The following is a 22764-nucleotide window of genomic DNA, read 5'->3' as shown; positions in this document are numbered from 1 at the left end:
ATGACCACAACTGAGAAGAGAGCGGAGGGCGGATCGCCCTCCAATACCGCACCGCGGATGATCAAGGTCTGGGACCCGATTGTTCGCATTTTCCACTGGACGATCGTCGCCGCCTGTACCCTCAACCTCTTTGTCCTTGAAGAGGGCAAATATTGGCATCGCGTGACCGGATATGTCGTTGCCGCCGCAATTTTCATCCGGATCATATGGGGCTTTGTCGGCACAAAGCACGCTCGCTTCCGTGACTTCCTGCCAACCCCGGCCAAGGTCAGGAAACAGGTCCGCGGGATCATGACGCGCAGCGAGGACCGATATATCGGTCACAACCCGCTCGCTTCCACCATGATGCTTGTGCTGATCGGTTTGCTCGCAGCCACGGCCCTGACCGGCTGGATGACGACGCTTGATGCCTTCTGGGGAGAAAAATGGCTGGAGCAATTGCATGGGACCATTGCCAACAGCATTATGGTGCTTGTTTTCATTCATGCCGGCGCCGCCATCATCGAAAGTTGGAGACACCGGGAGAATTTGGTCTGGTCGATGGTAACGGGTCGCAAGAAACTATGAGGATCCTGCTGATCGAGGATAGCGCCCGGCTTCGCGATCTCGTCAGCGAAGCCGTCAGGGATGCCGGTTGGAAGATCGACGCCTTTGCAACCGCCGAACTTGGTCGCGCAGCTCTGGCCGATCACACGTATGATCTGTTGCTACTCGACCTCGGCCTTCCGGATGAAGACGGCCTGGATGTCCTGAAATCCCTGCGTGAGGAAAAGCTGCAAACTCCGGTGCTTGTCCTGACAGCCCGCGGTGCCATCGATGAGCGTATCGCCGGGCTTGACGCGGGCGCTGACGACTATCTCGCCAAGCCGTTCCACAACGGCGAACTCGTCGCCCGAATTCGGGCCCTCATGCGACGGGCGCCTGTGACGTCCATGCCAGTTCTGGAATACGGCGCTCTGCGGATAGACGTCGCCTCGCGTCGGGTCATGTGTTCGGGGGCGGAAATCACTCTGGCCCCCTCGGAAAAGGGCTTGCTTGAGCTCTTGATGCGAAATGGCGGTAAAGTCGTCGCGAAATCGAAGATCGAGCATGCCTTTTCGGAATTTGGAGACGAAAAAAGCAGCAATGCCGTCGAGCTCGCCGTCTCGCGGCTACGCAAGAAGGTGGAGGGACATAAGACGGGGACCTTGATCGAAACGGTCAGGGGGGTCGGATACATGATGCGCGAGGTGCCTGATTGAGCCGAAACCGCCCGACGCTCGGCACCATAGTGGCCAAGAGAATCGCGTTCTTTGCGGTTCTCGCAATGCTTGTTCAGCTTGCCGTCGTCATCTCCGACTACTACTGGAACACTGGTGAACTGTCTCGCCTCTACGTCGAACAGGAAACCCAACGACTGTCTGAGGGGATTTTCGTCGATCGCGACACCGTTCGCTACCAGCTTCCGCAGACGATCCGGGATCGATATCGACAGGACGGGGCTGGCTATTTGGCAAGGATCCGCAGCGCCAACGGCACACTCCTATTCGAGTCCTGCGATCCGGCCTGCGAAGATCGATTTCTTCCCGTCGATATCGACAGGCCGGATTTCTGGTTACGGTCGCTGAAGTCTGGCAAGCCTCTCACATTGGTCGGGGGGCGGGCATTTTTTATCGCAGGCCAGCGGTTTCTGATCGATGTCGCCACGCTTGGTGATCCACAAGAGGTTGTTTCCGACGTCTTGTGGAACGAGATCATCGAGCACCTTGTCGTGCCAATGAGTATTTTGCTCATTCTCGTGCTTGGGGCCACATTGCTTTCCGTACGACAGGCTCTCGGACCGGTCCGCGCCGCCGCCGAGGCAGCAGACCAGATCGATCCGATGGATGCGCGCTCTCATTTGAAGTTCGACGAGATGCCGCGCGAGGTTGCTCATCTTGCCATTGCCGTTAACAGGGCGTTCGAAAGGGTGGCGGAGCTCATGACGTCGCAAAAGACGCTGACCTCGGGGATCGCGCATGAAATCCGCACGCCGCTAGCAGCAATGAAGCTGGAACTTGGGCATATCGATCATCCGCGCGCGAGGCTGGTCGAGGCCGACCTCGATGATCTCGTGCGCTTCGTGTCCCAGCTAACGTCGCTCGCCCGCCTTGAAAGCTTCGATCACGGCGCTTTTGAAACTGTTGACCTGATCGAGGTGTCAACATCTGCCGTCGAGCAGGTAGCACCCTGGGTATACGAGAACCTGCACTCCGTAGAGCTTATAAAAGACGTCGACAGCGCGCTGGTCAGGGGAGTTCCGTCTCTCTTGCGCGATGCGGTCCGTAATCTGATTGAAAACGCCGTTCGTCATACGCCGGAGCGAACCCATATCGTCGTCCGCGTCGGGTCCCATCTTATAGAGGTTGAAGATCGGCGGATGGCAGCTGTCGACCAAACTGTCAGGGAAGCAGAGACCGACAGCCTTGGGATAGGGTTGAAAATTATCGGCCGAATTGCCGAGATCCATCGCGGCAAGCTAAGGCGCTCGACATCGGCAAGTGGGTCGACCTTCACCTTAACCTTCCGACCATGAGGACCAGGTTGACCCGGGATACAGATGCAGCATGTCGCGTGGGTTGCTTCACTCAAGGCCTGCGAGGAAGCTGGCGGCTTGTCGCCTGGTCTCGTCACGGCTCTCATCACTCATTCTCGACCATGTTGCGTAAGGCTGTACCAAGCGGTGGTTGGAGCTCAGCTTGTCGCGGTTGCGATCGAGGAAGTCCCAGTACAGAGCGTTGAACGGACAAGCCTTGCTTCCCACGCGCTGCTTTGGATCGAAGCGGCAACAGCCGCAATAGTCCGACATCCGGTTGATGTAATTGCCGCTGGCCGCATAGGGTTTGGTGCCGAGGAAGCCACCATCGGCAAACTGGCTCATTCCAATGACGTTCGGAAGCTCGACCCATTCATAGGCATCTGCGTAGACCTCGAGATACCACTGGTGAACTTGCTTGGGATCGATGCCAGCCAGCAGGGCAAAGTTCCCGGTGATCATCAGTCTTTGAATGTGATGGGCATAGGCGTGGTCGATCGTTTCCGTGATCACCGTTGAGAGGCAATTCATATCCGTGTCGCCGGACCAGTAAAACGAGGGCAGCGCGCGGGTGTTGCCGAAATAATTGCTCTCGGCATAGTCAGGCCCGGCGAACCAGTAGATGCCCCTCATATATTCACGCCAGCCAATGATCTGGCGGACGAAACCCTCGACCGCGTTGAGCGGTGCACGACCCTCATGATAGGCCCGTTCAGCCGAAAGGCAGACCTCGAGCGGTTCGAGGAGCCCGACGTTGATGTAAAATGACAGAAGCGAGTGGTTAAGCCAGGGCTCACCCTGCAGCATCGCATCCTGGGTTTCGCCAAACTCTGGCAGAAAATCCTCGATAAATCCGTCGAGCACCTTCAAGGCGTCGGAGCGGGTAACTGCAAAGCCAAAGCCCTCAAGCTTGCCGAAGTGGCCAGGAAACAATTGTCCGACCGAGTTCAGCACCTCGGTAGTGATGGCATCCGGCTCAAACTCCAGGTGTCTTGGTCTGAGGAGACCCGGCTCTGCCGGCTTGCGGTTTTCGGAATCGAAGTTCCATCGTCCGCCAAGTGGCTTGTCGCCTTGCATCAGTAGCCCGGTTTTTCGTCGCATTTCCCGATAGAAAAACTCCATCGTCAGCGACTTGCGGCCCTGCGCCCACTGCCGGAACTCCCGGTGCGAGCAGATAAAGCGGTGATCGCGCCGAAGTTCGACCTCAAGGCCCAGGGTATCCGACCAGCTCCTAATTTCCTTGAGGACGCGCCATTCGCCAGGTTCCGTGATGCATATGGCGGAAGGGCGGAGTTCGGCACTCGCACGCTGGACCTCGCCGGTGAAAGAGCCGGTGTTGGTCGGCTCGTCGATCGTGGTGTAGCGAACTTTGTAACCGGCTCCTCTCAACTCATCAGCAAAATGGCGCATGGCCGAAAAGATGAAGGCGATCTTCTTTTTGTGATGACCGACATAGGTTGCCTCGGCCATAACTTCACACATGAGTACGCTGTCATGGTCTTTGTCGGCGCCATCCAGCGACGAGATACTCCGCGACAACTGGTCTCCAAGGATGACAATCAGCCTCGACACAAAAACTCCCCTATCTGTCTCTGCATATCAGTTGTCCGCCGCTCGACGCGGTTATGTCAGAGTGCCTTGCCGATCAAGGCGCCAACGAGACCGGTGACGACCATGGCCATGGCTCCCCAGAACGCTACCCTGATCGTTGGCTTGATGATACCGGCGCCGCCCGCCCTGGCACTGACAGTGCCGAGCGCTGCGAGGAATATCAGAGATATGACCGGGATTGCGAGTTGAATTGAATGAGGCGGCGCCAAAATTGCGGTGAGGACGGGAACGATTGCGCCGGCTGAGAACGTCAAGGCCGAGGTCAAGGCGGCTTGAACGGGCTGTGCCGTAGACGTCTCAGTGATACCGAGCTCGTCTCGTGCGTGCGCATGCAGGGCGTCATGAGCGGTCAACTGTCGGGCGACCTGAAGCGCCAATTCCTTGGAGACGCCACGCGCTTCGTAAATCTCGGCGAGTTCAACCAGTTCGTGTTCAGGCTGATCGTCGAGCTCACGCCGTTCGCGCGCGAGATCGGCAGCCTCGGTATCAGCCTGGGAGCTGACGGAAACATATTCGCCCGCCGCCATAGCCATAGCGCCAGCGGCGAGCGAGGCGAAGCCGGCAACAAGCACCTGTGAGGTTGAAGTGGATGCCGATGCTACGCCGACCATCAAGCTGGCGGTTGAAATGATGCCGTCATTTGCGCCGAGAACCGCTGCCCGCAGCCAGCCTATCCGCTCGATCGAATGCTTTTCGATATGCCTGTGCATGGCCCACCGTCGCTAAAGGCGGTTGAAACTGCTTCAAATGTTATCTCGGAAGGTCACGCAAAATCCAGTCGCGGACCCGCATAGCTCCGATGCGCGGCTGCCTTGGTCGTGGGAAGATGCTGCGAAGGAAGTCGCGATCCTTGCCGCGCGGCTCATTCTTGGCCAATGCCCTTGCGCCTGCATTCCTTCCTGGTGACCGAGAGACCGGCGCGGACGCATTCCTCACGATATATTGCAGATCTCCGGAAAGATGCCTTCTGAGGTATAGTTTTGCAGATCGCAATCGTGATAAGCGTTGGCGCCCCTCATCACCCGCCGAAGGCTGTCATAGAGATGAAGCGACTTACCCCTGAGCAGTTCTCGAAATGCTCGACGATACAAGCAAGCTCAGACGTCTTCCTGAAACATCGACCAGTCTGGCATCGCTGGAGGAACTTGGTCTCATAGGGCCAGATCTGACCCTCACGGATGCCGGGAAGGCAATCGTGTCGCGCCGGACGAAAGATCGTTTCACGCGCAGCGTCCACTGATCGAGTTTCTTTATCGCAGGTCGCGGCTTGCAAAGCCTCGTTTGAAGAACGCCGGTTCCGCTTTGCATGTTCAGATTGTCAGCTTCGCGTCAGTCGCGAACTCGCCACAGGCGTGCTGAAAGGCACCCTGGCAAGCTGCTTTGCCTTTCCTGGGTTGTGACGTTAACGGGGCCTAAAAGATTCGGTGCGAAAAATCGCAAGCGTGGGAGAGAAGGGTGAGCTTCGCGTGAGGGGCGGGCCGACGACTTTTCTAGCGATGTTATTGAAAGTCATATTTTCGGGAGTTCGAAGTGCTGAGAGTTATGTCATGTATCGCTTACGAGCATAATCTCGCCTATGTTTTAGCCGCGGCCGTTCTTTGCATGTTGATGTGTACGGTCACCGCCAGACTTTTCGATCAGGCCGTTCGTTCTCCCGCCACGTCACGTCTCTCCGGCGCTATTGTCGCGGGCATCTCCGGAGGTCTGTCCATTTGGACGACGCATTTCGTGGCAATGCTAGGGTTCAAAATGCCGACAGAGTTGGCATTTGATCCCTACCTGACTGTCGGGTCGCTCCTTCTTGCGGCACTGTTTTCAGTCGCCGCCTTTACTATCGCGATCAACCTGTCGAGACCCGCGATACCGTGCGTTTCGGGCCTCTGTCTTGCCGGCGCAATCCTTTCCATGCATTTCGTTGGGATGACGGGGCTAAGGAACGCCGACGCGCTTTTCTGGGACCGCCGTATGCTCGTCGCGGCAGCGGCATTGGCGTTTGGCTTCGGGGTCGCGACGATGGTTACCCTGATCCGTCTGCGTTCAAGGATAGGCCTCGGTCTTGGCCTTGTCCTTATGACACTGGCCATCTGCAGTGCTCACTTCACGGCAATGACTGCGGTCACGATCGAACCCGGGCCGTTGCAGGCTGCTGCGAACGGTACGCTATCCAATAGCATGCTGGCGGTTCTGGTGGTCGGCGCCGCGATCATTTTTGCGGGAGCAGTCGTTATTGTAACTGACGCACGCGCGCAACGCGAGCTTCTCGAAGCGTATCGTTTCGCTGCGCACCACGATGCTCTGACAGGCTTGCCAAACCGAGCCCATCTCTATGACGAGCTGACGAGGCTTTTGGATGTGGCGACGTGCCGGCCTGGGCGTCTTGCACTGGCGGTCGTTGATCTCGACCATTTCAAAGAGGTCAACGACGTCAGGGGACATCAAGCCGGTGACGAACTGTTGCAAGATGTCGCTCGGAGCCTGTCGGCTTCGCTTGGACCAAACGAATTCGCGGTTCGCATGGGCGGGGATGAATTCGTCGTGGTCAGGCACAACATCGCAGCGGATCAAGACGTCGAGGAATTTTCGATGCGGGTGCTGCGCGCGATCGTCAGAAGCGACGGCTCGCAGCCTTCGCTTTTGTCTGTCGGTGCAAGCGTTGGCGTGTCGGTTTACCCCACGGATGCTTCGGATGTCGAGGAGCTGATAGCACGGCAGGTTCTGCTATGTACCGCGCAAAGCGCTCCGGCGGCAGCCGATTCTGCAGATACGAATTCTCCATGGACGAAAAGCGACGCGACAGGACGGCGCTTGCTGCGGATCTAAGGGTTGCCTTGGACAGGGACGAATTTGTTTTGCATTTTCAGCCCCAGGTGAACGCAGCTTCCGGAGACATACTGGGTCTGGAAGCGCTCCTGCGCTGGAACCATCCGCAAAGGGGCTTGATCCCGCCTTCGGAGTTTATCCCTATCGCAGAGGAAACCGGGCTGATCGTCCCGATCGGAAGATGGGTTTTGGTCTGTGCCTGCAGTCAGGCGGCATCATGGCCGCTTCCGGTCAGAGTCGCCGTTAACATCGCCTCGGCGCAGCTTGGAGAACCAGGATTTCGGTCGATGCTGGCAGAGATATTGCAAGGCTCGGGGTTGCCTGCGCAGCGGCTAGAGCTTGAGATAACAGAGGCGAGCGTCATCGAGGACCGGGAGCGCGCGCTTGCGGTGATCACTGAGCTGAAGGAACTGGGGGTTCAGATCGCCATGGATGATTTCGGCACGGGATATTCGTCATTGTCTACCTTGCAGATCTTTCCCTTCGACAAGGTCAAGATCGATCGCTCCTTTATAAAGGACATCAATGCGAACACCGTCTCCCAGGCCATCGTCAAGGCAACCCTTCTGCTGGCCGACTGCCTCGACATGAAAGTGATCGCCGAAGGCGTAGAGCGTCCCGAGCAGGCCGCATTTCTGCGCGGCCTCGGTTGCCATGAGCTACAGGGCTATCTTTACGGTCGACCGGTGCCGCATACAGACGTTGCTTTTTCGTTGACGCCGCCTGAACGCACCAACGTGGCAGGGGGTCCACCCCGCTGGCAGATAAGGGCCGACAAGACGCCAAAGGTCGAGGGCGGAGCAATGGTTCCGTCGGGGCGTCGCTCCCCTCTCTGCAATCTCTTATGGATTTGAGCAGCGCATGGCGCTTGTCTTGGCGAAAGGTCATTACCCTCCCGCCGTCGCCAAATCAGATCGTTGCGCGGCTCTAATAAAGCCGCAGTCCACGAGGTTCGTAAGATCACGCACAAGGACCTTTTTATCACGTATTTTCCCGGCTGCGAGGGTTAGGACCCTCTTGCGACCTTAGAGGCCTCGGCCCCACCCGTAGTAGGAGGGGCGGACTTTCAGTAGGCTCGGCTTTTCCCTGATCAATCTGTTGACCGCCTTCGAGAGAGCAAGCCTGCGCAGCGTGGAATGGCTGATTACACCGTGGCCGTGGAAGTCGATCAAAAGTGCTCGCACCGAAATGCGCTCTTCATCCGAGCCGATCCACCCATCCTCGATCAGCTCCTGCAGCACGTTGAGGCATACGGCTGGAGCCTCGTCCGTTGCTGTTTCCTCGGGCTTCATCGGCTTTCTTCCGCAACGCTTTTCATGCAACCTGCGCAAGGCCGGCGTCTTCATTCGGGCCCTCGACCGGCTCCCAGTTGCAGCCGGCACGATAGCGCCAGGCCAGCCGTCCTTCCTCGTTGAGGACAATGAGGTGCATCCATCCGTTGTCGAAGAGCGATTGGACAGATGGGTGCCGGCGCAGAACCACTGCTATCTCTTCCTTGGGCGCCTCCAGCGCCACAGTGAGCCGTTTCGGGTCGTGCATCAAATTCGCACCGTCGTGAACTGATTGCCAGGGCAGCCCCGTCCGCAAGTTTCCGCCGTTTCCCTCCAGAACGCCGATGCCGCCCACCGCGTTGTGCAGCAATTTGTTTCCAGACCCGAACAGCGACGGGGCAACCGCGGAGCCAAAATATTGCAACCCGATCCAACTGGCCACGACGACCGGGGCAGTCAGGATCAGCTCCAGGATTTTGAAGTCGACATCACGGTGCCATTCGTAGTCATGCAGGAAGACCCGTCCGCCGAGAGAACGTCCCCGCGTCCTGGTGCGCGGCGCCGCTATGAAGGCCGAGCAGCCGGCAAGCCCGGCTTCCGGCCGCATCTGGGCCCATTGACGGCCACGTGTGCCGATCGTGTCTGCTGACGATCCGCGCAGGCGACCCGTCCGCTCTGCGCGCGCGAGGTCACCGGCTTGCTGGAGCCACGTTCCTACGGTGGTCAGCGCGGATCTTTCGATGCCTTCTGGAAGGTCGCTTTCAAAAAGCGTCACATCGTCCGACGCAGTGTCATGGAGCGCGCCGACGAAGACAGTGTCGGTCGGAACGTCGATCCCCCTCGCAGCCAGGCCGTTTCTGACATCGACTTCGTTCAGCATCATCGCCAGCAGCCGCGCGCTGACATCGCCTGCATGGCCACCACATGCCCCGCATTGCAGAGCGCTGGCAAAGGGATTGTTGACGACCTTTGAACCGTGTCCGACCAGCAGAACGATGGGCGCGAAATCGGTGATGAGGCCCATCCCGCGCAAAGCACCCTCCGCGACGTCCGTCTTTCTTTCCGCAGTCATTTGATCGGAGAGTTGCAGCGGGTAGACCTTGTTGCCCGCCTTGCCTGTTGCCAAGGTCGATAGAATGAGGGGCAGGGCAGCCAGGGGACCGGCCGCTTCGACAAAGGCAAAGGAGGAGACTGCGGCGACCTTGAATCGGCTCCAAGCACGCTTGGCACGGGCGGTTATCTGCGCACCCCGATCCTTGCTGGCACTGGAAGCTTCGCACGCGAAGACCGAAGGCTCAACCAGCACCGGTAGCCGATTTTCCGAGGTGACAGTGCCCCGGCGCCGGAAACTGGCGCCCACACCGAAAAAGCCGGCAAAACCGCGCGTCTGGATACCAGCGTCGGCGCTTTCGAGCGCTCGCCTGAACGTTTCCGAGCGTACGTCGATGCAGAAGGCTGCCTGAAGGCTCGGTCGTCCCGTCCGCTGGCGACTGTCGCACCTCTCTTCAAGCAAGCTCTTGAGTTCGCGCTGGTAGGCGCGTTCTGTGGCTGTTTGTAGCACCGCATCGATCAGGTCTTCAACGCCTGGCGATATCGGTTGACGATGAGCAGCGAGCGCTTCGGACCAACGCGTCCTGACGTCGGCGGGACTAATCTTGTAGAGCGCCTCTTCGAACACCAGGCGGACGGTGAGTAGCTCGAATAGTGTTGTGTCGCGATTTCCATCTCGTTCAGCGAGCCAGTTCAGGTGCCGGGCGTGCTGGGCCCAGCCGCCCATGCTCACCAGGAGCTGATGAAAATATGTTCCCGGTTCGCCAATCCCGAGCCCTCGGCACGCATTTGAAAATGCGGCATCTGCGGTTGCGGCAGCGTGAGCGACGTGAGACGCAAAACCGCTCAGCCCCGACAACTCCGGCGTCAGGTCATGCATCGCGAAGTGACGCCAGCTTGCAAACAGCCCCTGATCTTGCGGGGCCGCCCATAGAGCTTGCCCGGCGTCGAAATAGCCGCTGGCAAAGCTCGATATGCGATCGCCAATCAATCCCTCCCAGTCCCTCCCGTCAAAGGCCGCGGCGATGCTGGCAAGCGACGGAAGGGGTGCGGAGCTGACAGGCTCGTTCGAAACACCTTGTTTTATCTGCGCAAGATCCAGTTTTGCAAACGATTCACGTGAGGCGATCGCGCCGACAATATCATCATCACGGATGGTCCCATCGCGTAGCTTTTGGACGTAATAGAAACGCGGCGGGGCAAGTCGGATGCCGGCAAGCCTTTGGAACAGCGCCGAGACATTTTCCAGGCTCTCGTTTGCCTGGCCCAGGAAAGGGTTGACGGCAACAGTGGCTTCGAGCGGCCAGGCGGGAGGGATCGCCCGGACTGCAGCTTCTGCGACGAGAAGAAGATCGTGGTTGTGAGCTGTTTGCAGTTGCATGGTCAGTCCTTGGTGATTGTTTGGGCGGCGGAAATCGCGCCGGTGGAGCGCAGGAGTTTGTCGACGATCGGCTGCACGTAAAAGCCGTTTGAGACGTGGACGCGCAAGCCAGCGCAAGCGGGATGATGGGCCCATTTTGGCAGCAGCGCCTGCATAACGGCGACCGCGCCGAACGATAGGAGTGCGAGGACGATCAACGTCCATTCAAGGGGACCGGCCGGCGGAGGGGCAGGAAGGGCGCCCGCTGTCAGCCGCTCCAGTAAATGCTGCAGGGCAAAGTAGGCGACGGCGGTGCAGAGTGAGAACATGGTGGTGCGCAAGGTCAGCGATCTCGGCGCGGTCTCCGCCATTCCCTGTGCGACAAGGTAGGCGATGCCAAAAATGAGGATCGTGCCAAGGGCAATCGCCTGCGGCGGTTTTTCGGTGATGCCGAAGGCGATGCCGATGAACAGGTAAACCCCTATCGCAATGGCGAAAGACTTTCCGACCGCCAACATGCTTGGTGAGGAAACGGGTCCGGGTCGACGCGTTGCAAGAACCTGTTCAACAGCCGAGCCTGACGCCAGAAAAGCGTGAGCCTTATAGAGCGAGTGGGCAATGATATGGAGAAGCGCGAGCGGGAAGAGAGCGAGGCCACACTGCAGAATCATGAAACCCATCTGCGCGACGGTCGACCAGGCCAGTGACGTCTTGATTGCCGGCTGCGTCAGCATGACAACACTGCCGAACAGTGCCGTAAAGCCTCCAAGAATGATCAGGGCTGCAAGGACGGCTGGTGCCTGGACCATGATGTCGGCGAACCGAATGAGCAGAAAACCGCCGCCGTTGACAACGCCCGCATGCAGCAGTGCCGAGACCGGGGTCGGGGTCTCCATGACTTGGGTGAGCCACCCGTGTGTGGGAAACTGTGCCGAGCGCAGGAGCGCTGCAACGGCCAGCAGCCCTGCCGCCCAGTGGATCACGCTGGTTGATTGGGAGACCTGGAGCGATGAGAGCTGAAGGCCGCCATCCGTCCACCAAAGCAAGACAAGCGCCGCGACCATGGCAAGGTCGCTCCCACGGGCAAACAGGAAGGCCTGATGCGCAGCTTTTCTAGCCTGGGGTCTATCAGGATAGAACAAAAGAAGTTTGTTTAGTGCAATGGACGAGCCCACCCATCCTACCAGCAGTCCGGCAAAGGATTCTGATTGGACGGCAAGAAGAACCGCAGCGATCGTTGTCGCCATCCACCCCATGAAGCGCGCCTGCCCATTCTCCGTATCCAGCGCTATCTGAGAATAGCGCACGACCGTCCATGATATGAATGAGACGAGAAGAAGCATTGCCACACTGACGACGTCGATGCGTGAGGCCAGAATATCGAAATGGCCGCCGGCACCGGTGGAGGTGCCGGCACCAAGGCCCAGGAGGATAGCGACACAAAATGCCGACACCAGAAGCGCAGCGATCGCGGCATTCTCAACGATAGTCGCTGCGGTGCGAGGTTTCGCTCGCGGACTAAACGCATAGGCAGCGGCCAGCAGGAATATTGTCGGACAAGCGAGTGGCGTGAGGTAAATCAAAGTCGGCTCCTGTTATGCTCAAGGAGGACCTATCCCACGCCGTGGCTCGTTAAAAATACATTGATTGCGTAATTTCGTTCTTTTAAATAGAACGATGGCAGACCTCAACTATCATCATCTCCGCTACTTCTGGGCCGTTGCACATGAGGCAAACCTCACCCGCGCCGCCTCGCTCCTCAATGTTTCCCAGTCGGCCCTGTCTCTCCAGATCAAGCTTCTGGAGGAGCGATTGGGCCACGCTTTGTTCGAGCGGCGGGGGCGTCAGCTCCACCTCACCGAGGCGGGACGTATCGCACTCGATCATGCAGATACCATCTTTGCGGCAGGCGACGAACTGATCGCCACGCTTCGGGAAAGTGGAGCAACCAGACGCACTGTTCGCATCGGGGCATTGGCGACATTGTCGCGCAATTTTCAGATGGAGTTCCTTCAACCGATCCTGGGTCGTCCGGATGTAGACCTGGTTCTTCGATCTGGCAGCTCGCGCGAGCTGATAGAGGCGTTGCAGACACTGAGCCTCGACATCGTCTTGTTGAACAAGTCTCCCGCGGCTGATCCGATCTCCGGCTTGATCGCCCAGCACGTATACGAGCAACCCGTCAGCCTTGTCGGAAAGCCGTTTCACGCCCGAACCGGCGCATCGGTAAAGGAGCTTCTGGCTGCATATCCATTGATCCTCCCAACACCGGAGAGTGGCGTTCGCTTCCAGTTCGACGCCATCGTCTCCGGCCTGGGCGTCCAGCCGCAAATTGCCGCCGAGGTCGACGATATGGCAATGATGCGTTTGCTGGCGCGGGCAGGGGCCGGACTTGCGGTTCTTCCCCCGATCGTCGTCAAGGGCGAGCTTCAGACCGGTGAGTTGATCCAGTTTGACGTCCTGCCGAGCATCATCGAAACATTCTATGCGGTTACCGTGCGAAGGCGGTTTCCAAACCCGCTGGCAGCGCTGTTGCTAAAGCGAGATCATGATTGACGCCGGGTTACTCGACCCCTTTTCACATACCGCTCATCCGCTGCAGACCGTCCAGTATCGCCCTCCGTTCGCTGAACCTTTCGCAGCCTGACGTCCTGCCGTGACACGGTGGGGTGGGGCAAACGGTCTGCTTTCGATCGGTTTGCAATCCATTCTAGCCTCCGGTCAAGACTTCGGCCAGCAGGCACCAAACGTTGCATTCCTTTCGTGAGCCAGAACTGGACTGAGAAGATGACCTTCTTTCCGGCGTTTTGAAGCTGGTCAGCATCGCAGCGATGAGACAAAACCTTCGCGATACTTCGCTGGCGTCGTTTCGAAGCGGGTCTCGAAGGCATCGTAAAAGCGGGAGAGCGACCCAAAGCCGCTTTCGAACGCAACAGAAGCGATCGGTAGCTCGGAGGAGATCAGAAGGGACTGCGCTGTGTCCAGCCGATGTCGTGTAACAGCCTGATGCATTGTCATGCCGACTGTCTTCTTGAAGACCGTCATGGCGTAGTTTGGATGAAGCCCCGCCGCGGCCCCGACAGCGGCGATGTCGATTGGGCCAAGGGCGTGTTCGGCGATATATCTCAGCATCACCTCGACTTTCGGCAGCCTGTCGGCGTCCATATCACGAGACGATACGAGAGCGGAGCCCTGTTCCCGCAGATCACGCCAGCCATCCCGTCCGATCCGTCGGATGCGCGCCACGAGCTCATCCCTGACGATCTGCTCGACTTCCTGATCGCCCGACAGCAGCTCCTCGCGCCAGCGCAGGAACATGTCCCTGTCAAAGCTTCTGACGCTGATTGCTTCGATCAGCGCGCCCCTGAAGACGGCGTCTCGAAATGGTGCCAGGCCGTGCAAGTTCACAAGAACGCTCATCGGGACGTATAGGCAAACGAAGTTCGTCGGGTCGGTCACCTCAGTGACTTGATGGGGGACCATTCCCCAGAAGAGACAAAGCTGGCCTTCCGAGATCTGAAGGAGTCGTCCATCCAACCAGTAGGTCATACGCCCTTCAAGGACGAGGTTGATCTCGACCTGGCTGTGCATGTGAGGACCGCTCATGCGGCGCACGTCAAGGCGCTCGCCCGCACAGAAGCGATGATCTCCGAATACGACCAGCGGGTGTCTCGTCGCGCCGGAATGCACCGGAATGGATTCGTCCTCGAACATGCCTTCTCCTGTAAAACGCGGACATCTTAGTATCCAGGAAGCGTATGCTTCAAGAGCGGTAGCAGAATTCTGCGCGATGTGATGTGGCTATGGCAAGGGCCGGAGGTACTCGGACGGCCCGCTGTATATCGGTCAGGGAGGAAGAAATGACCTTTAAGAACTATATTTATGCATTCGCGATGAGCACGGCTTTCATGGCGTCCGGCGCCTGGGCCGGCGAGCTCGTTCTCAATTCGGATCAGTCGGATCCCGCCCCGAAAAAGGCAATGGAGGAGCTGATTGCCGATTTCCAGGCCAAAAACCCCGACATCAAGGTCAAGTGGAACAACTTCGACCACGAAGGCTACAAGTCGGCGATCAGGAACTTCCTGACTGCCGATGCGCCTGATGTCGTGGCCTGGTATGCAGGTAACCGCATGGAACCGTTCGTGAAGGCCGGGCTGTTCGATGACGTGACGGACGTCTGGAAATCAAACGGCTTCGACGACCAGTTGAAGTCCGCCGCGGCGTCCATGACCATCGACGGCAAGAAGTGGGGCGTGCCTTATACCTATTACCAATGGGGCATCTACTACCGCGCCGACATCTTCAAGGACAAGGGCATCGAGCCGCCGAAGAGCTGGGATGAATTGATTGCTGCCTGCGCGAAATTGAAAGCCGATGGCATTACCCCATTCGCAATCGGGACCAAGGCGCTCTGGCCGACGGGCGGCTGGTTCGACTACCTCGATCTGCGCGTCAACGGCTACGAATTTCACATGGACCTGACCTCTGGGAAGGTCGCCTACACGGATCCAAAGGTGAAGGCGGTCTTTGACAAGTGGGCGGAGCTTGTAAAGCCGGGCTACTTCATCGAGAACCACGCAGCACTTGACTGGCAGGACGCGATCCCCCAGTTCGTTCAGGGCAAGGCCGCCATGTATCTCATGGGGAATTTTGCGGTCGCGCCGATGAAGGACGGCGGATTGAAGGAAGACCAAATCGGCTTCCTGCAATTCCCGCAGATCACTGCCGGTCTTCCGGTTTCCGAAGAGGCGCCCACCGACACCTTCCACATTCCGGCCGCAGCCAAAAACAAGAAGGACGCCAGGACGTTCCTCGCGTATCTGGGCTCTCCGGAGGCTCAGGCGAAGATGAATGCCACGCTCGGACAGCTTCCGGTCAATAACAAGGCTCCAAAGCCTGAGGACAAGTTCCTGGAAGCAGGCTTCACGATGCTTTCGAGCGCGCACGCACTTGCTCAGTTCTACGATCGTGATGCGCCGGCGGACATGGCAAAAGCCGGCATGGAAGGCTTCCAGCAGTTCATGGTGAAGCCGGACAAGCTCGACGCGATCCTTGAGCGGCTCGATAAGGTTCGCGCCCGCGCCTACAAGTGAAGCAAAGCCTTCTGAACCTACGCTGCCGGATGACTCTCCCCATTCCGGCAGCGCCTTTCGTTGAGGAAATAACAATGGTCGTCCGAAAAGCGACCCCAGCCGGCATGTGGTCAAAAAACCAGCGCCACTGGGCTCCAGTTTTGTTTCTTGCGCCAGGCGCGCTGATGTTTCTTGTCTATGTGATCGCACCTGTAGCGCAGTCGGTGTGGATCAGCTTTCACGACTGGGATGGCCTTGGCGCCATGACATGGATCGGCCTTGGCAACTATGTCGAACTTCTCGGTGACGATGCCTTCTACACTTCGCTCGAGAACAATCTTATCTGGCTGATCCTCTATCTCCTCGCCGTGCCTGCCGGGCTCGCAGCGGCGCTGTTCCTGAACCAGACGGTTGCGGGTATTCGCATCTACAAGTCGCTCTTCTTCTTTCCTTTCGTGATCAGCCAAGTCGTCGTTGGACTTATATTCACCTGGTTCTACGCGCCGAACTTCGGCCTGTTCTCCGCCCTGATACATTCGCTGACGGGCACCGAGGTCGCCATTCTCGCCGACGAGCGTTTCGTGACCTACGGCATCATCGCGGCCGGTCTCTGGCCGCAGATCGCCTATTGCATGATCCTCTACCTAACCGGCCTCAACAACATCAACCCCGAGCAGGTCGAGGCAGGGCGCATGGACAGTGCAAAGGGCTGGAGCCTGTTCTGGCACATCGTTCTGCCCCAGCTTCGGCCGGCGACCTTCATTGCCGTTGTCGTCACCGTTATTGGCGCGCTACGTTCGTTCGATCTCGTTTCGGTGATGACTGCCGGAGGACCGTACGGGTCCAGCCGTGTGCTTTCCTACTACATGTACGAGGAAGCTTTGTCGGAATACGGCTTCCGAATGGGCTACGGTGCGGCGATCGCCGTCGTCCTGTTCGTGATCATGATGGTCTTCATCACCTTCTTCCTCGTTCGCATGATCCGGCAGGAAAGGAACGCGTGATGTTTCCGACACCAGTTCAAAAAGCGTCGCCCTGGATTTCATGGGCCTATCAGATCCTCTTGCCGATACTGCTGGTCATTTGGCTTCTTCCTCTTATCGGGGTCGCACTCACCTCGATCCGCCCATCCGGTGATCTCGCTGCTGGCAACTATTTCGGCATGCCTTCCGGCTTCGCCGGCGTCGAGAACTACACCTCAGTCTTCCGGGATTCTCCGATCGGCTGGTATATCCTTAATTCGTTCAAAATCACCGTTCCAACCGTGATTGGCGCAGTCGGACTGTCGTGCCTATGTGGGTTCGCGCTTGCGGTCTATCGCTTCCGCGGAAGCCTCTTCCTGTTCTTCGTCTTCGTTGCCGGCAACTTTATTCCGTTCCAGATCCTCATGGTTCCAGTCCGCGATCTTACTCTTAAGATGGGTCTTTATGACACCGTGACCGGCCTGGTCCTTTTCCACGTCGCTTTCCAGACGGGTTTCTGCACTTTGTTCATGAGAAACTTCATCAAGGGTCTGCCCTTCGCGCTCATCGAGGCGGCGAGAGTTGAAGGCGTCTCCGAATGGAAGATATTCCGGCACATCGTTCTTCCCCTGATGCGACCGGCCATCGCAGCGCTCTCGGTTCTTATCTTCACCTTCGTCTGGAACGACTATTTCTGGGCAACTGTCCTCGTGCAGGGTCAGGCAGCCATGCCGGTCACGGCCGGACTGAACTCTCTGAACGGTCAGTGGGTCGCTGCCTGGCACCTGGTTTCTGCCGGTTCGATCGTGGCGGCGATGCCCCCGGTCCTGATGTTCTTTTTCATGCAACGGCACTTCATCGCCGGGCTTACTCTTGGAGCAACCAAAGGATGACTGAGATCGTCACAATGACGAGCGGCCCGCTTTCCCTCGTAATTGGTCTACCCACAGCAGGGATGCCGGAAATCATTTCCTTTGGGTTGAAAGCTGCGACGGGCCGGATTTGGCGCGACGATATGCGGTCGAGCCGGGTCAACGGCATGGATGAGGCCGGGCCTTCGGCGGTCCTTCTACCGACAGGAGGCCTCGGTTATTTCGGTTGGCCTGCCATTTCAGGCCATCGTGACGGACGAGACTTCGTTCTACAGTTCCGGGATTGGAAGGCCAGGCACGACGGATCGACGACTACTCTGCACGCCGTAGATCCGGTGGCGGCGATCGAGATCGCAATCAACATCTGTATGAGTAACTCTGGTGTCCTGTCCATGTCGACCTTCCTCACGAACCGCGGCGCAGAATACACGGTGGATCGCTGCATGGCCGCGAGCTTTCTTCTTCCGCAGGGGGAGGCTACGCTGAATTACTTCACGGGCATGTGGGGACGCGAGTTCCAATCGAGGTCGTGTCGCGTCGATCACTCGCTCTGGCTACAGGAAAACAGACGCGGGCGAACGTCCCACGACAAGCCTCCACTTATCTCGGTAGAGGTAGGAACGCAAAACCTCTTGTTCCATCTTGGATGGAGTGGCAATCACGTGATCGCCGTGGATGTTCTCGACGACGGCCGGCGTCTTGTCCACCTTGGCGAGCTTTTCGAGCCGGGCGAGATCAGGCTTAAGAGGGGCGCGACCTATAGCAGCCCAGTCGCGTACGCTTGCAGCGACGACGCCTGCTTCCATGCGTTCGTCCGTGATGAGCTATTGCTCTGGCCCAAGGGGATAATGAAGCCTCGTCCGGTCATGTTGAACACTTGGGAGGGGAACTACTTCGATCACCGTCTGGATTCGCTCAAAGCGCAGGCAGACGCTGCGGCGGCACTCGGGATTGAGCGTTTCGTGCTCGACGACGGCTGGTTTGGCAAGCGGGACGACGACACGACAAGCCTCGGCGACTGGACTGTCGACAGCCGCAAGTATCCCGATGGCCTGACGCCGCTTGTCGATCATGTCATTGGACTGGGGATGGAATTCGGCATCTGGTTCGAACCTGAAATGGTGAGTCCTCAATCCGACCTGTTCAGGGCTCATCCCGAATGGGTTCTTCAGGTTGACGGTCGCCCATTGCTCCTCTCCAGGAACCAGTTGGTTCTCGACCTCAGTAGGCCGGAGGTCGGCGAATACCTTTACGGGGCGATTTCGGCTTTGCTTTCGAAGCACGCCATATCATACGTGAAATGGGACATGAATCGCGACTTGACCCATGTGGGCGGCCGCGACGGCACGGCGCGAACCTCTGCGCAGACGCAAGCGGTGTATACTCTGATGCACCGCATTAGGTCGGCTTTCCCGCATGTGGAGATCGAATCCTGCGCTTCGGGAGGCGGACGGATAGACTTCGGCGTCCTTCGTTACACGCACCGGGTCTGGACATCGGACTGCACTGACGCGCTAGAGCGGTTGGAGATTCAACGCGGTGCGTCGTCTTTGCTACCGCCCGAGATCCTGGGGGCGCATATCGCAGCCTCGCCGAACCACCAGACGGCTCGTCGTTTGTCGCTTTCCTTCAGAGCGATCGTCGCGCTCGCCTACCATCTGGGCGTCGAATTGGATCCGGTCGCTCTCTCCGAGGACGACAGGGTCGAATTGTCGCGCTGGATCAAACTGCACAAGGACTTGCGGCCGCTGCTTCATGCTCCGGACGCACAGTTCCGGATGGCGCCTGAAGATGGCCGCTACGTCTGGGGGGCAGCGGACAACGACCGCATGGCAGTGTTCGTCGCGCAGGGGCCGCAGATGGTCGCAGAGCAGCCTCCGCCGCTGAGGGTGCCGGCGCCTCAACATGACGACCGCTCGTGGAGGGTCAAGGCGATCCACCCTGCAGAACCCGATTTCATCCGAGTGTCGGACATGCAGCGTCGTTTATTGAGGGGCGAGCTTTCGTTCTCGATCCCGGACCTCACCGAGCTGGGACTGCCGCTGCCAATGCTGAGACCGGAGAGCGGCTTGATCCTTGAACTTGAACCCGTAGCAGGAGTGCATTGAATGGGTGCTGTGACGCTGGAAGGCGTGACCAAAAGCTTTGGCTCAGCCGCAGTGATCAAAGGTGTCGACCTTGATATAGCGGACGGAGAGTTTTGCGTTTTTGTCGGACCGTCCGGTTGCGGGAAATCCACGCTCCTGCGCATGATCGCCGGTCTTGAAGACATTTCGTCGGGCAAGCTCGCGATCGACGGCAAGGACATGACACGGGTCGGTACGGTGCAGCGCGGCGTCGCGATGGTCTTTCAGTCCTATGCGCTCTATCCTCACATGACCGTCGCAGAAAATATCGGATTCGGCTTGAAGATGACCGGCCATCCGAAGGCGATGATCACCGAGCGGATACGGCAGGCCGCTGTAATGCTGCAGCTTGAGGCTCTACTCGATCGAAAGCCCTCGCAACTTTCGGGAGGCCAGCGCCAGCGCGTCGCCATTGGTCGTGCGATCGTCCGTAATCCGGAAGTTTTTCTGTTTGACGAACCCCTGTCGAATCTCGACGCCTCGCTGCGTGTTCAGATGCGCACCGAAATCAGCAAGCTGCATCAGGACTTGAAATCCACCATGATCTACGTGACGCACGATCAGGTGGAGGCCATGACGATGGCCGATAAAATCGTTGTGCTTCAGGCTGGCCTGGTCGAGCAAGTCGGGACACCTATGGAACTCTATCACCGTCCCAAGAACATGTTTGTGGCGGGCTTTATCGGCTCCCCGAAAATGAACTTTCTCAAGGCGGTAGCATCGGCGATAGATGGCGGCATACGAGTGACGCTGCCTGGCGGAGCGTCGATCGATGTCGCGGGAAGCGGTGCGGTGCGCTCGGGTCAAGAAGTTACTTTGGGCATCAGGCCGGAACATCTGGAAAGCCAGGAAGGCGACGTGCTGCTCGACGGAACGGTAAGGCTCGCCGAACGGCTGGGATCGGAGACGATGCTTCACATAACGCTTACAGAAAACAGCGGGATAACCGCCAAGGCTGATGGCCTTTCTACAGCACGACCGGGCGACAAAATCGCCGTTGCCATTCCCGCCCGGGCTTGTCACGTCTTCGACGCTAATGGTGTCGCAGTTATCAATGGGGATCTGACGCGCTGATGCTTGGTGTTTGCTATTATCCGGAACACTGGCATGAAAGCCGGTGGAAAGCTGATGCCGAGCGTATGCGGCAGATCGGCATATCATTCGTCAGGATCGGTGAGTTTGCCTGGTCAAGACTGGAGCCCAGGCGTGGCGATTTCCAGTTTAATTGGCTTGATCGTGCGATAGACGTCCTGCATGCCGCAGACCTCAAAATCGTCCTGGGCACACCGACTGCGACGCCGCCTAAATGGCTTATGGACGACCATCCGTCCATAGCACCTGTCGACGAGCATGGTCGAACCCGCGGCTTCGGCTCGCGGCGACACTACACGTTTTCATCAGACGTCTGGTGGGCGCAATCGCGTCGCATCGTAGAGGCCGTCAGCAAACGGTACGGTGAACATCCAGGCGTCGTCGGCTGGCAGACAGACAATGAATACGGCTGCCACGATACGACCCTTTCCTGGGGGGCAGAGGACCTCATTGCCTTCAAGCGCTGGCTGCGATTGCGCTACCAATCGACGGATCAGTTGAACGAGGCCTGGGGCTCGGTATTCTGGTCCATGGAGGTCAACTCATTCGAAGAGGTCTGTCTCCCAAACATGACCGTAACCGAGGCGAACCCGGCGGCAAGGCTCGACTTCTGGCGATTCCATTCCGATCAGGTTGCCGCCTATGACAAAATGCAGTGCGAAATCATTCGACGTAACTCGCCTGGCCGCTGGATCACGCACAACTTCATGGGCTTCGTAAACGACTTCGATCACTGGCAGGTTGCGGAAAATCTCGATCTGGCGTCCTGGGATAGCTATCCCATCGGCTTCGTGGAGAAGTTTCCCTTCAACGAGACGGAGAGAGACCGTTGGGCTGAGACCTCTCATCCTGACATTGCCGCGTTTCATCATGATCTTTATCGGGGCGTGGGCAAAGGCCGCTTCTGGGTCATGGAGCAGCAACCGGGTCCCGTCAACTGGGCGCCCTGGAACCCGGTGCCCAAGCCAGGCATGGTCCGCCTCTGGACGTGGGAAGCGCTAGCCCACGGCGCTGAAGTCGTCAGCTACTTTCGCTGGCGGCAGGCGCCTTTCGCTCAAGAGCAGATGCATGCCGGCCTCAATCTGGCTGGGCTCGACGAACTCTCTGTCGGCGGAGAAGAGGCAAAAATCGTAGGGCGCGAGCTGCAAGAGATCGGCGCTCTGCCGCAAACAGGGCAGGCTTCCGTCGCTCTCGTCTATGACTATGAGACATACTGGGCCACCATGATCCAGCCGCAGGGCAAAGATTTCAGGTACGACGAACTTGCCTTCCGCTGGTACGAGGGCGTTCGGCGTCTGGGGCTTGACGTCGATTTCGTGAGGCCAGGCGCCTCTCTCGAGGGCTATGCCGTTGTACTCGTACCATGCCTCATGCACGTATCTGACGAGGCATACCGGGCGCTTTTGCGAGCGACGGGCAAGGTGTTATACGGCCCCCGTACAGGTTCGCGCGACCGCAATTTCAAAATTCCTCAAAACCTCGCGCCCGGTCCGCTCGCCGATCTGACCGGGGTCCGGGTCACGCAAGTCGGCTCGATGCGCCCCGGTCTCTCCCGCTCCATCGATGGGCGGGTTTCCGGGCTTGGAACCAGGTGGGAGGAGCATCTTCAGACAGGGGCCAATGTGCTCGCACGCTTCGATGATGGAAGGCCTGCGCTGACGCAGAACAACAATCACTTCTACCTTTCTGTTTGGGCCAGCGAAAATCTTCTGCGATCGACACTCACGCAATTGTGCGACGAGGCTGGATTGAAGCCTCAGGCCCTACCTGAGCATGTGCGCATGCGGCGCATCGGAAATATCCAATTTGCATTCAATTACGGGCCGCAGCCACACCTTTTGGATCATGAATTTGAGTTTATCATTGGCGCAAGTAAGATCGAGGGTGGCGACCTGGCGGCGTGGCGGACACCAGATGATACATCGCAGACCGCATCGCAATCGAGGCCGTGACAGCACTGTTCAGTTTTTCCTC

At 58.4% G+C, this 22764-nt stretch carries 18 protein-coding genes; 12 read left to right on the top strand and 6 right to left on the bottom strand.

The window, feature by feature from the left end:
- From ACODR6_RS11315 to ACODR6_RS11305, 3 genes are read left to right on the top strand one after another with little or no spacing between them, the layout of a single operon-like run.
- Positions 1-567, top strand: coding sequence for a cytochrome b/b6 domain-containing protein (locus ACODR6_RS11315; protein ID WP_203431367.1), 567 nt, complete (start codon positions 1-3; stop codon positions 565-567).
- Positions 564-1241 (top strand): response regulator, encoded by a 678-nt coding sequence (locus ACODR6_RS11310; protein WP_130279764.1) that lies wholly within the window; start codon positions 564-566, stop codon positions 1239-1241. Before ACODR6_RS11315 ends, ACODR6_RS11310 begins: the two co-directional genes overlap by 4 nt.
- Positions 1238-2554 carry a sensor histidine kinase gene (locus tag ACODR6_RS11305; RefSeq protein WP_203431366.1) on the top strand — a complete coding sequence of 439 codons (1317 nt, stop codon included), beginning with the start codon at positions 1238-1240 and terminating at the stop codon, positions 2552-2554. The genes ACODR6_RS11310 and ACODR6_RS11305 overlap by 4 nt, the downstream gene beginning before the upstream one ends.
- A 48-nt stretch (positions 2555-2602) precedes the next feature.
- Here ACODR6_RS11305 and ACODR6_RS11300 read toward each other — a convergent pair whose 3' ends face one another.
- Positions 2603-4126 carry a cryptochrome/photolyase family protein gene (locus tag ACODR6_RS11300; RefSeq protein WP_203431365.1) on the bottom strand — a complete coding sequence of 508 codons (1524 nt, stop codon included), beginning with the start codon at positions 4124-4126 and terminating at the stop codon, positions 2603-2605.
- A gap of 56 nt (positions 4127-4182) precedes the next feature.
- Positions 4183-4875 (bottom strand): VIT1/CCC1 transporter family protein, encoded by a 693-nt coding sequence (locus tag ACODR6_RS11295; RefSeq protein ID WP_148194963.1) that lies wholly within the window; start codon positions 4873-4875, stop codon positions 4183-4185.
- Positions 4876-5695: 820 nt separating this feature from the next.
- Between ACODR6_RS11295 and ACODR6_RS11290 the strand changes: the two genes are divergently transcribed.
- Together ACODR6_RS11290 and ACODR6_RS11285 are read left to right on the top strand one after the other, a co-directional pair.
- A complete protein-coding gene (locus ACODR6_RS11290) occupies positions 5696-6985 on the top strand; it encodes a diguanylate cyclase domain-containing protein (protein WP_489022549.1) in 1290 nt (429 codons plus the stop codon).
- A complete protein-coding gene (locus tag ACODR6_RS11285; protein WP_489022548.1) occupies positions 6940-7839 on the top strand; it encodes a putative bifunctional diguanylate cyclase/phosphodiesterase in 900 nt (299 codons plus the stop codon). Before ACODR6_RS11290 ends, ACODR6_RS11285 begins: the two co-directional genes overlap by 46 nt.
- Before the next feature lie 171 nt (positions 7840-8010).
- On the opposite strand, the gene ACODR6_RS11280 is transcribed toward ACODR6_RS11285, so the two are convergent.
- The 3 genes from ACODR6_RS11280 to ACODR6_RS11270 are packed head-to-tail and all read right to left on the bottom strand — an operon-like array spanning position 8011 to position 12249.
- The gene (locus tag ACODR6_RS11280; protein ID WP_130279758.1) at positions 8011-8277 is read right to left on the bottom strand and encodes a hypothetical protein; all 267 of its coding nucleotides are present in this window, start codon (positions 8275-8277) and stop codon (positions 8011-8013) included.
- A gap of 22 nt (positions 8278-8299) precedes the next feature.
- Positions 8300-10687 carry a YbcC family protein gene (locus ACODR6_RS11275; protein WP_203431362.1) on the bottom strand — a complete coding sequence of 796 codons (2388 nt, stop codon included), beginning with the start codon at positions 10685-10687 and terminating at the stop codon, positions 8300-8302.
- Between the two features lie 2 nt (positions 10688-10689).
- On the bottom strand, positions 10690-12249 hold the full coding sequence (locus ACODR6_RS11270; protein WP_203431361.1) for a proton-conducting transporter transmembrane domain-containing protein: 1560 nt from the start codon (positions 12247-12249) through the stop codon (positions 10690-10692).
- Between the two features lie 94 nt (positions 12250-12343).
- Between ACODR6_RS11270 and ACODR6_RS11265 the strand changes: the two genes are divergently transcribed.
- A complete protein-coding gene (locus ACODR6_RS11265; protein WP_112717145.1) occupies positions 12344-13222 on the top strand; it encodes a LysR family transcriptional regulator in 879 nt (292 codons plus the stop codon).
- Positions 13223-13483: 261 nt separating this feature from the next.
- Here ACODR6_RS11265 and ACODR6_RS11260 read toward each other — a convergent pair whose 3' ends face one another.
- Positions 13484-14380, bottom strand: coding sequence for a helix-turn-helix domain-containing protein (locus tag ACODR6_RS11260; RefSeq protein WP_112717143.1), 897 nt, complete (start codon positions 14378-14380; stop codon positions 13484-13486).
- 146 nt (positions 14381-14526) lie between these two features.
- Between ACODR6_RS11260 and ACODR6_RS11255 the strand changes: the two genes are divergently transcribed.
- The 6 genes from ACODR6_RS11255 to ACODR6_RS11230 all read left to right on the top strand — a co-directional run bounded on the left by ACODR6_RS11255 (position 14527) and on the right by ACODR6_RS11230 (position 22742).
- Positions 14527-15759 carry an ABC transporter substrate-binding protein gene (locus tag ACODR6_RS11255; protein ID WP_203431360.1) on the top strand — a complete coding sequence of 411 codons (1233 nt, stop codon included), beginning with the start codon at positions 14527-14529 and terminating at the stop codon, positions 15757-15759.
- Between the two features lie 164 nt (positions 15760-15923).
- Positions 15924-16742 carry a carbohydrate ABC transporter permease gene (locus ACODR6_RS11250; protein ID WP_449099159.1) on the top strand — a complete coding sequence of 273 codons (819 nt, stop codon included), beginning with the start codon at positions 15924-15926 and terminating at the stop codon, positions 16740-16742.
- Positions 16742-17593: a carbohydrate ABC transporter permease gene (locus ACODR6_RS11245; protein WP_112717139.1), complete on the top strand. Its 852-nt coding sequence runs from the start codon at positions 16742-16744 to the stop codon at positions 17591-17593. Before ACODR6_RS11250 ends, ACODR6_RS11245 begins: the two co-directional genes overlap by 1 nt.
- The gene (locus ACODR6_RS11240; protein WP_203431359.1) at positions 17590-19680 is read left to right on the top strand and encodes an alpha-galactosidase; all 2091 of its coding nucleotides are present in this window, start codon (positions 17590-17592) and stop codon (positions 19678-19680) included. The genes ACODR6_RS11245 and ACODR6_RS11240 overlap by 4 nt, the downstream gene beginning before the upstream one ends.
- Positions 19681-20772 carry an ABC transporter ATP-binding protein gene (locus tag ACODR6_RS11235; protein WP_203431358.1) on the top strand — a complete coding sequence of 364 codons (1092 nt, stop codon included), beginning with the start codon at positions 19681-19683 and terminating at the stop codon, positions 20770-20772.
- Complete coding sequence (locus ACODR6_RS11230) at positions 20772-22742, top strand: beta-galactosidase (RefSeq protein ID WP_203431357.1); 1971 nt, start codon at positions 20772-20774, stop codon at positions 22740-22742. Before ACODR6_RS11235 ends, ACODR6_RS11230 begins: the two co-directional genes overlap by 1 nt.
- Positions 22743-22764: the final 22 nt, after the last annotated feature.

This window comes from Rhizobium sp. FG96, from assembly GCF_057808655.1.
The sequence above is the reverse complement of the archived record's forward strand: the minus strand, read 5'-3'. Positions and strand labels throughout refer to the sequence as shown.

Coding starts and splice junctions, on each gene's coding strand:
- ACODR6_RS11230 (WP_203431357.1), top strand. CDS start 20,772: ATGCTTGGTGTTTGCTATTATCCGGAACACTGGCATGAAAGCCGGTGG.
- ACODR6_RS11250 (WP_449099159.1), top strand. CDS start 15,924: ATGTTTCTTGTCTATGTGATCGCACCTGTAGCGCAGTCGGTGTGGATC.
- ACODR6_RS11260 (WP_112717143.1), bottom strand. CDS start 14,380: ATGTTCGAGGACGAATCCATTCCGGTGCATTCCGGCGCGACGAGACAC.
- ACODR6_RS11245 (WP_112717139.1), top strand. CDS start 16,742: ATGTTTCCGACACCAGTTCAAAAAGCGTCGCCCTGGATTTCATGGGCC.
- ACODR6_RS11315 (WP_203431367.1), top strand. CDS start 1: ATGACCACAACTGAGAAGAGAGCGGAGGGCGGATCGCCCTCCAATACC.
- ACODR6_RS11285 (WP_489022548.1), top strand. CDS start 6,940: ATGGACGAAAAGCGACGCGACAGGACGGCGCTTGCTGCGGATCTAAGG.
- ACODR6_RS11295 (WP_148194963.1), bottom strand. CDS start 4,875: ATGCACAGGCATATCGAAAAGCATTCGATCGAGCGGATAGGCTGGCTG.
- ACODR6_RS11265 (WP_112717145.1), top strand. CDS start 12,344: ATGGCAGACCTCAACTATCATCATCTCCGCTACTTCTGGGCCGTTGCA.
- ACODR6_RS11255 (WP_203431360.1), top strand. CDS start 14,527: ATGACCTTTAAGAACTATATTTATGCATTCGCGATGAGCACGGCTTTC.
- ACODR6_RS11240 (WP_203431359.1), top strand. CDS start 17,590: ATGACTGAGATCGTCACAATGACGAGCGGCCCGCTTTCCCTCGTAATT.
- ACODR6_RS11280 (WP_130279758.1), bottom strand. CDS start 8,277: ATGAAGCCCGAGGAAACAGCAACGGACGAGGCTCCAGCCGTATGCCTC.
- ACODR6_RS11275 (WP_203431362.1), bottom strand. CDS start 10,687: ATGCAACTGCAAACAGCTCACAACCACGATCTTCTTCTCGTCGCAGAA.
- ACODR6_RS11235 (WP_203431358.1), top strand. CDS start 19,681: ATGGGTGCTGTGACGCTGGAAGGCGTGACCAAAAGCTTTGGCTCAGCC.
- ACODR6_RS11310 (WP_130279764.1), top strand. CDS start 564: ATGAGGATCCTGCTGATCGAGGATAGCGCCCGGCTTCGCGATCTCGTC.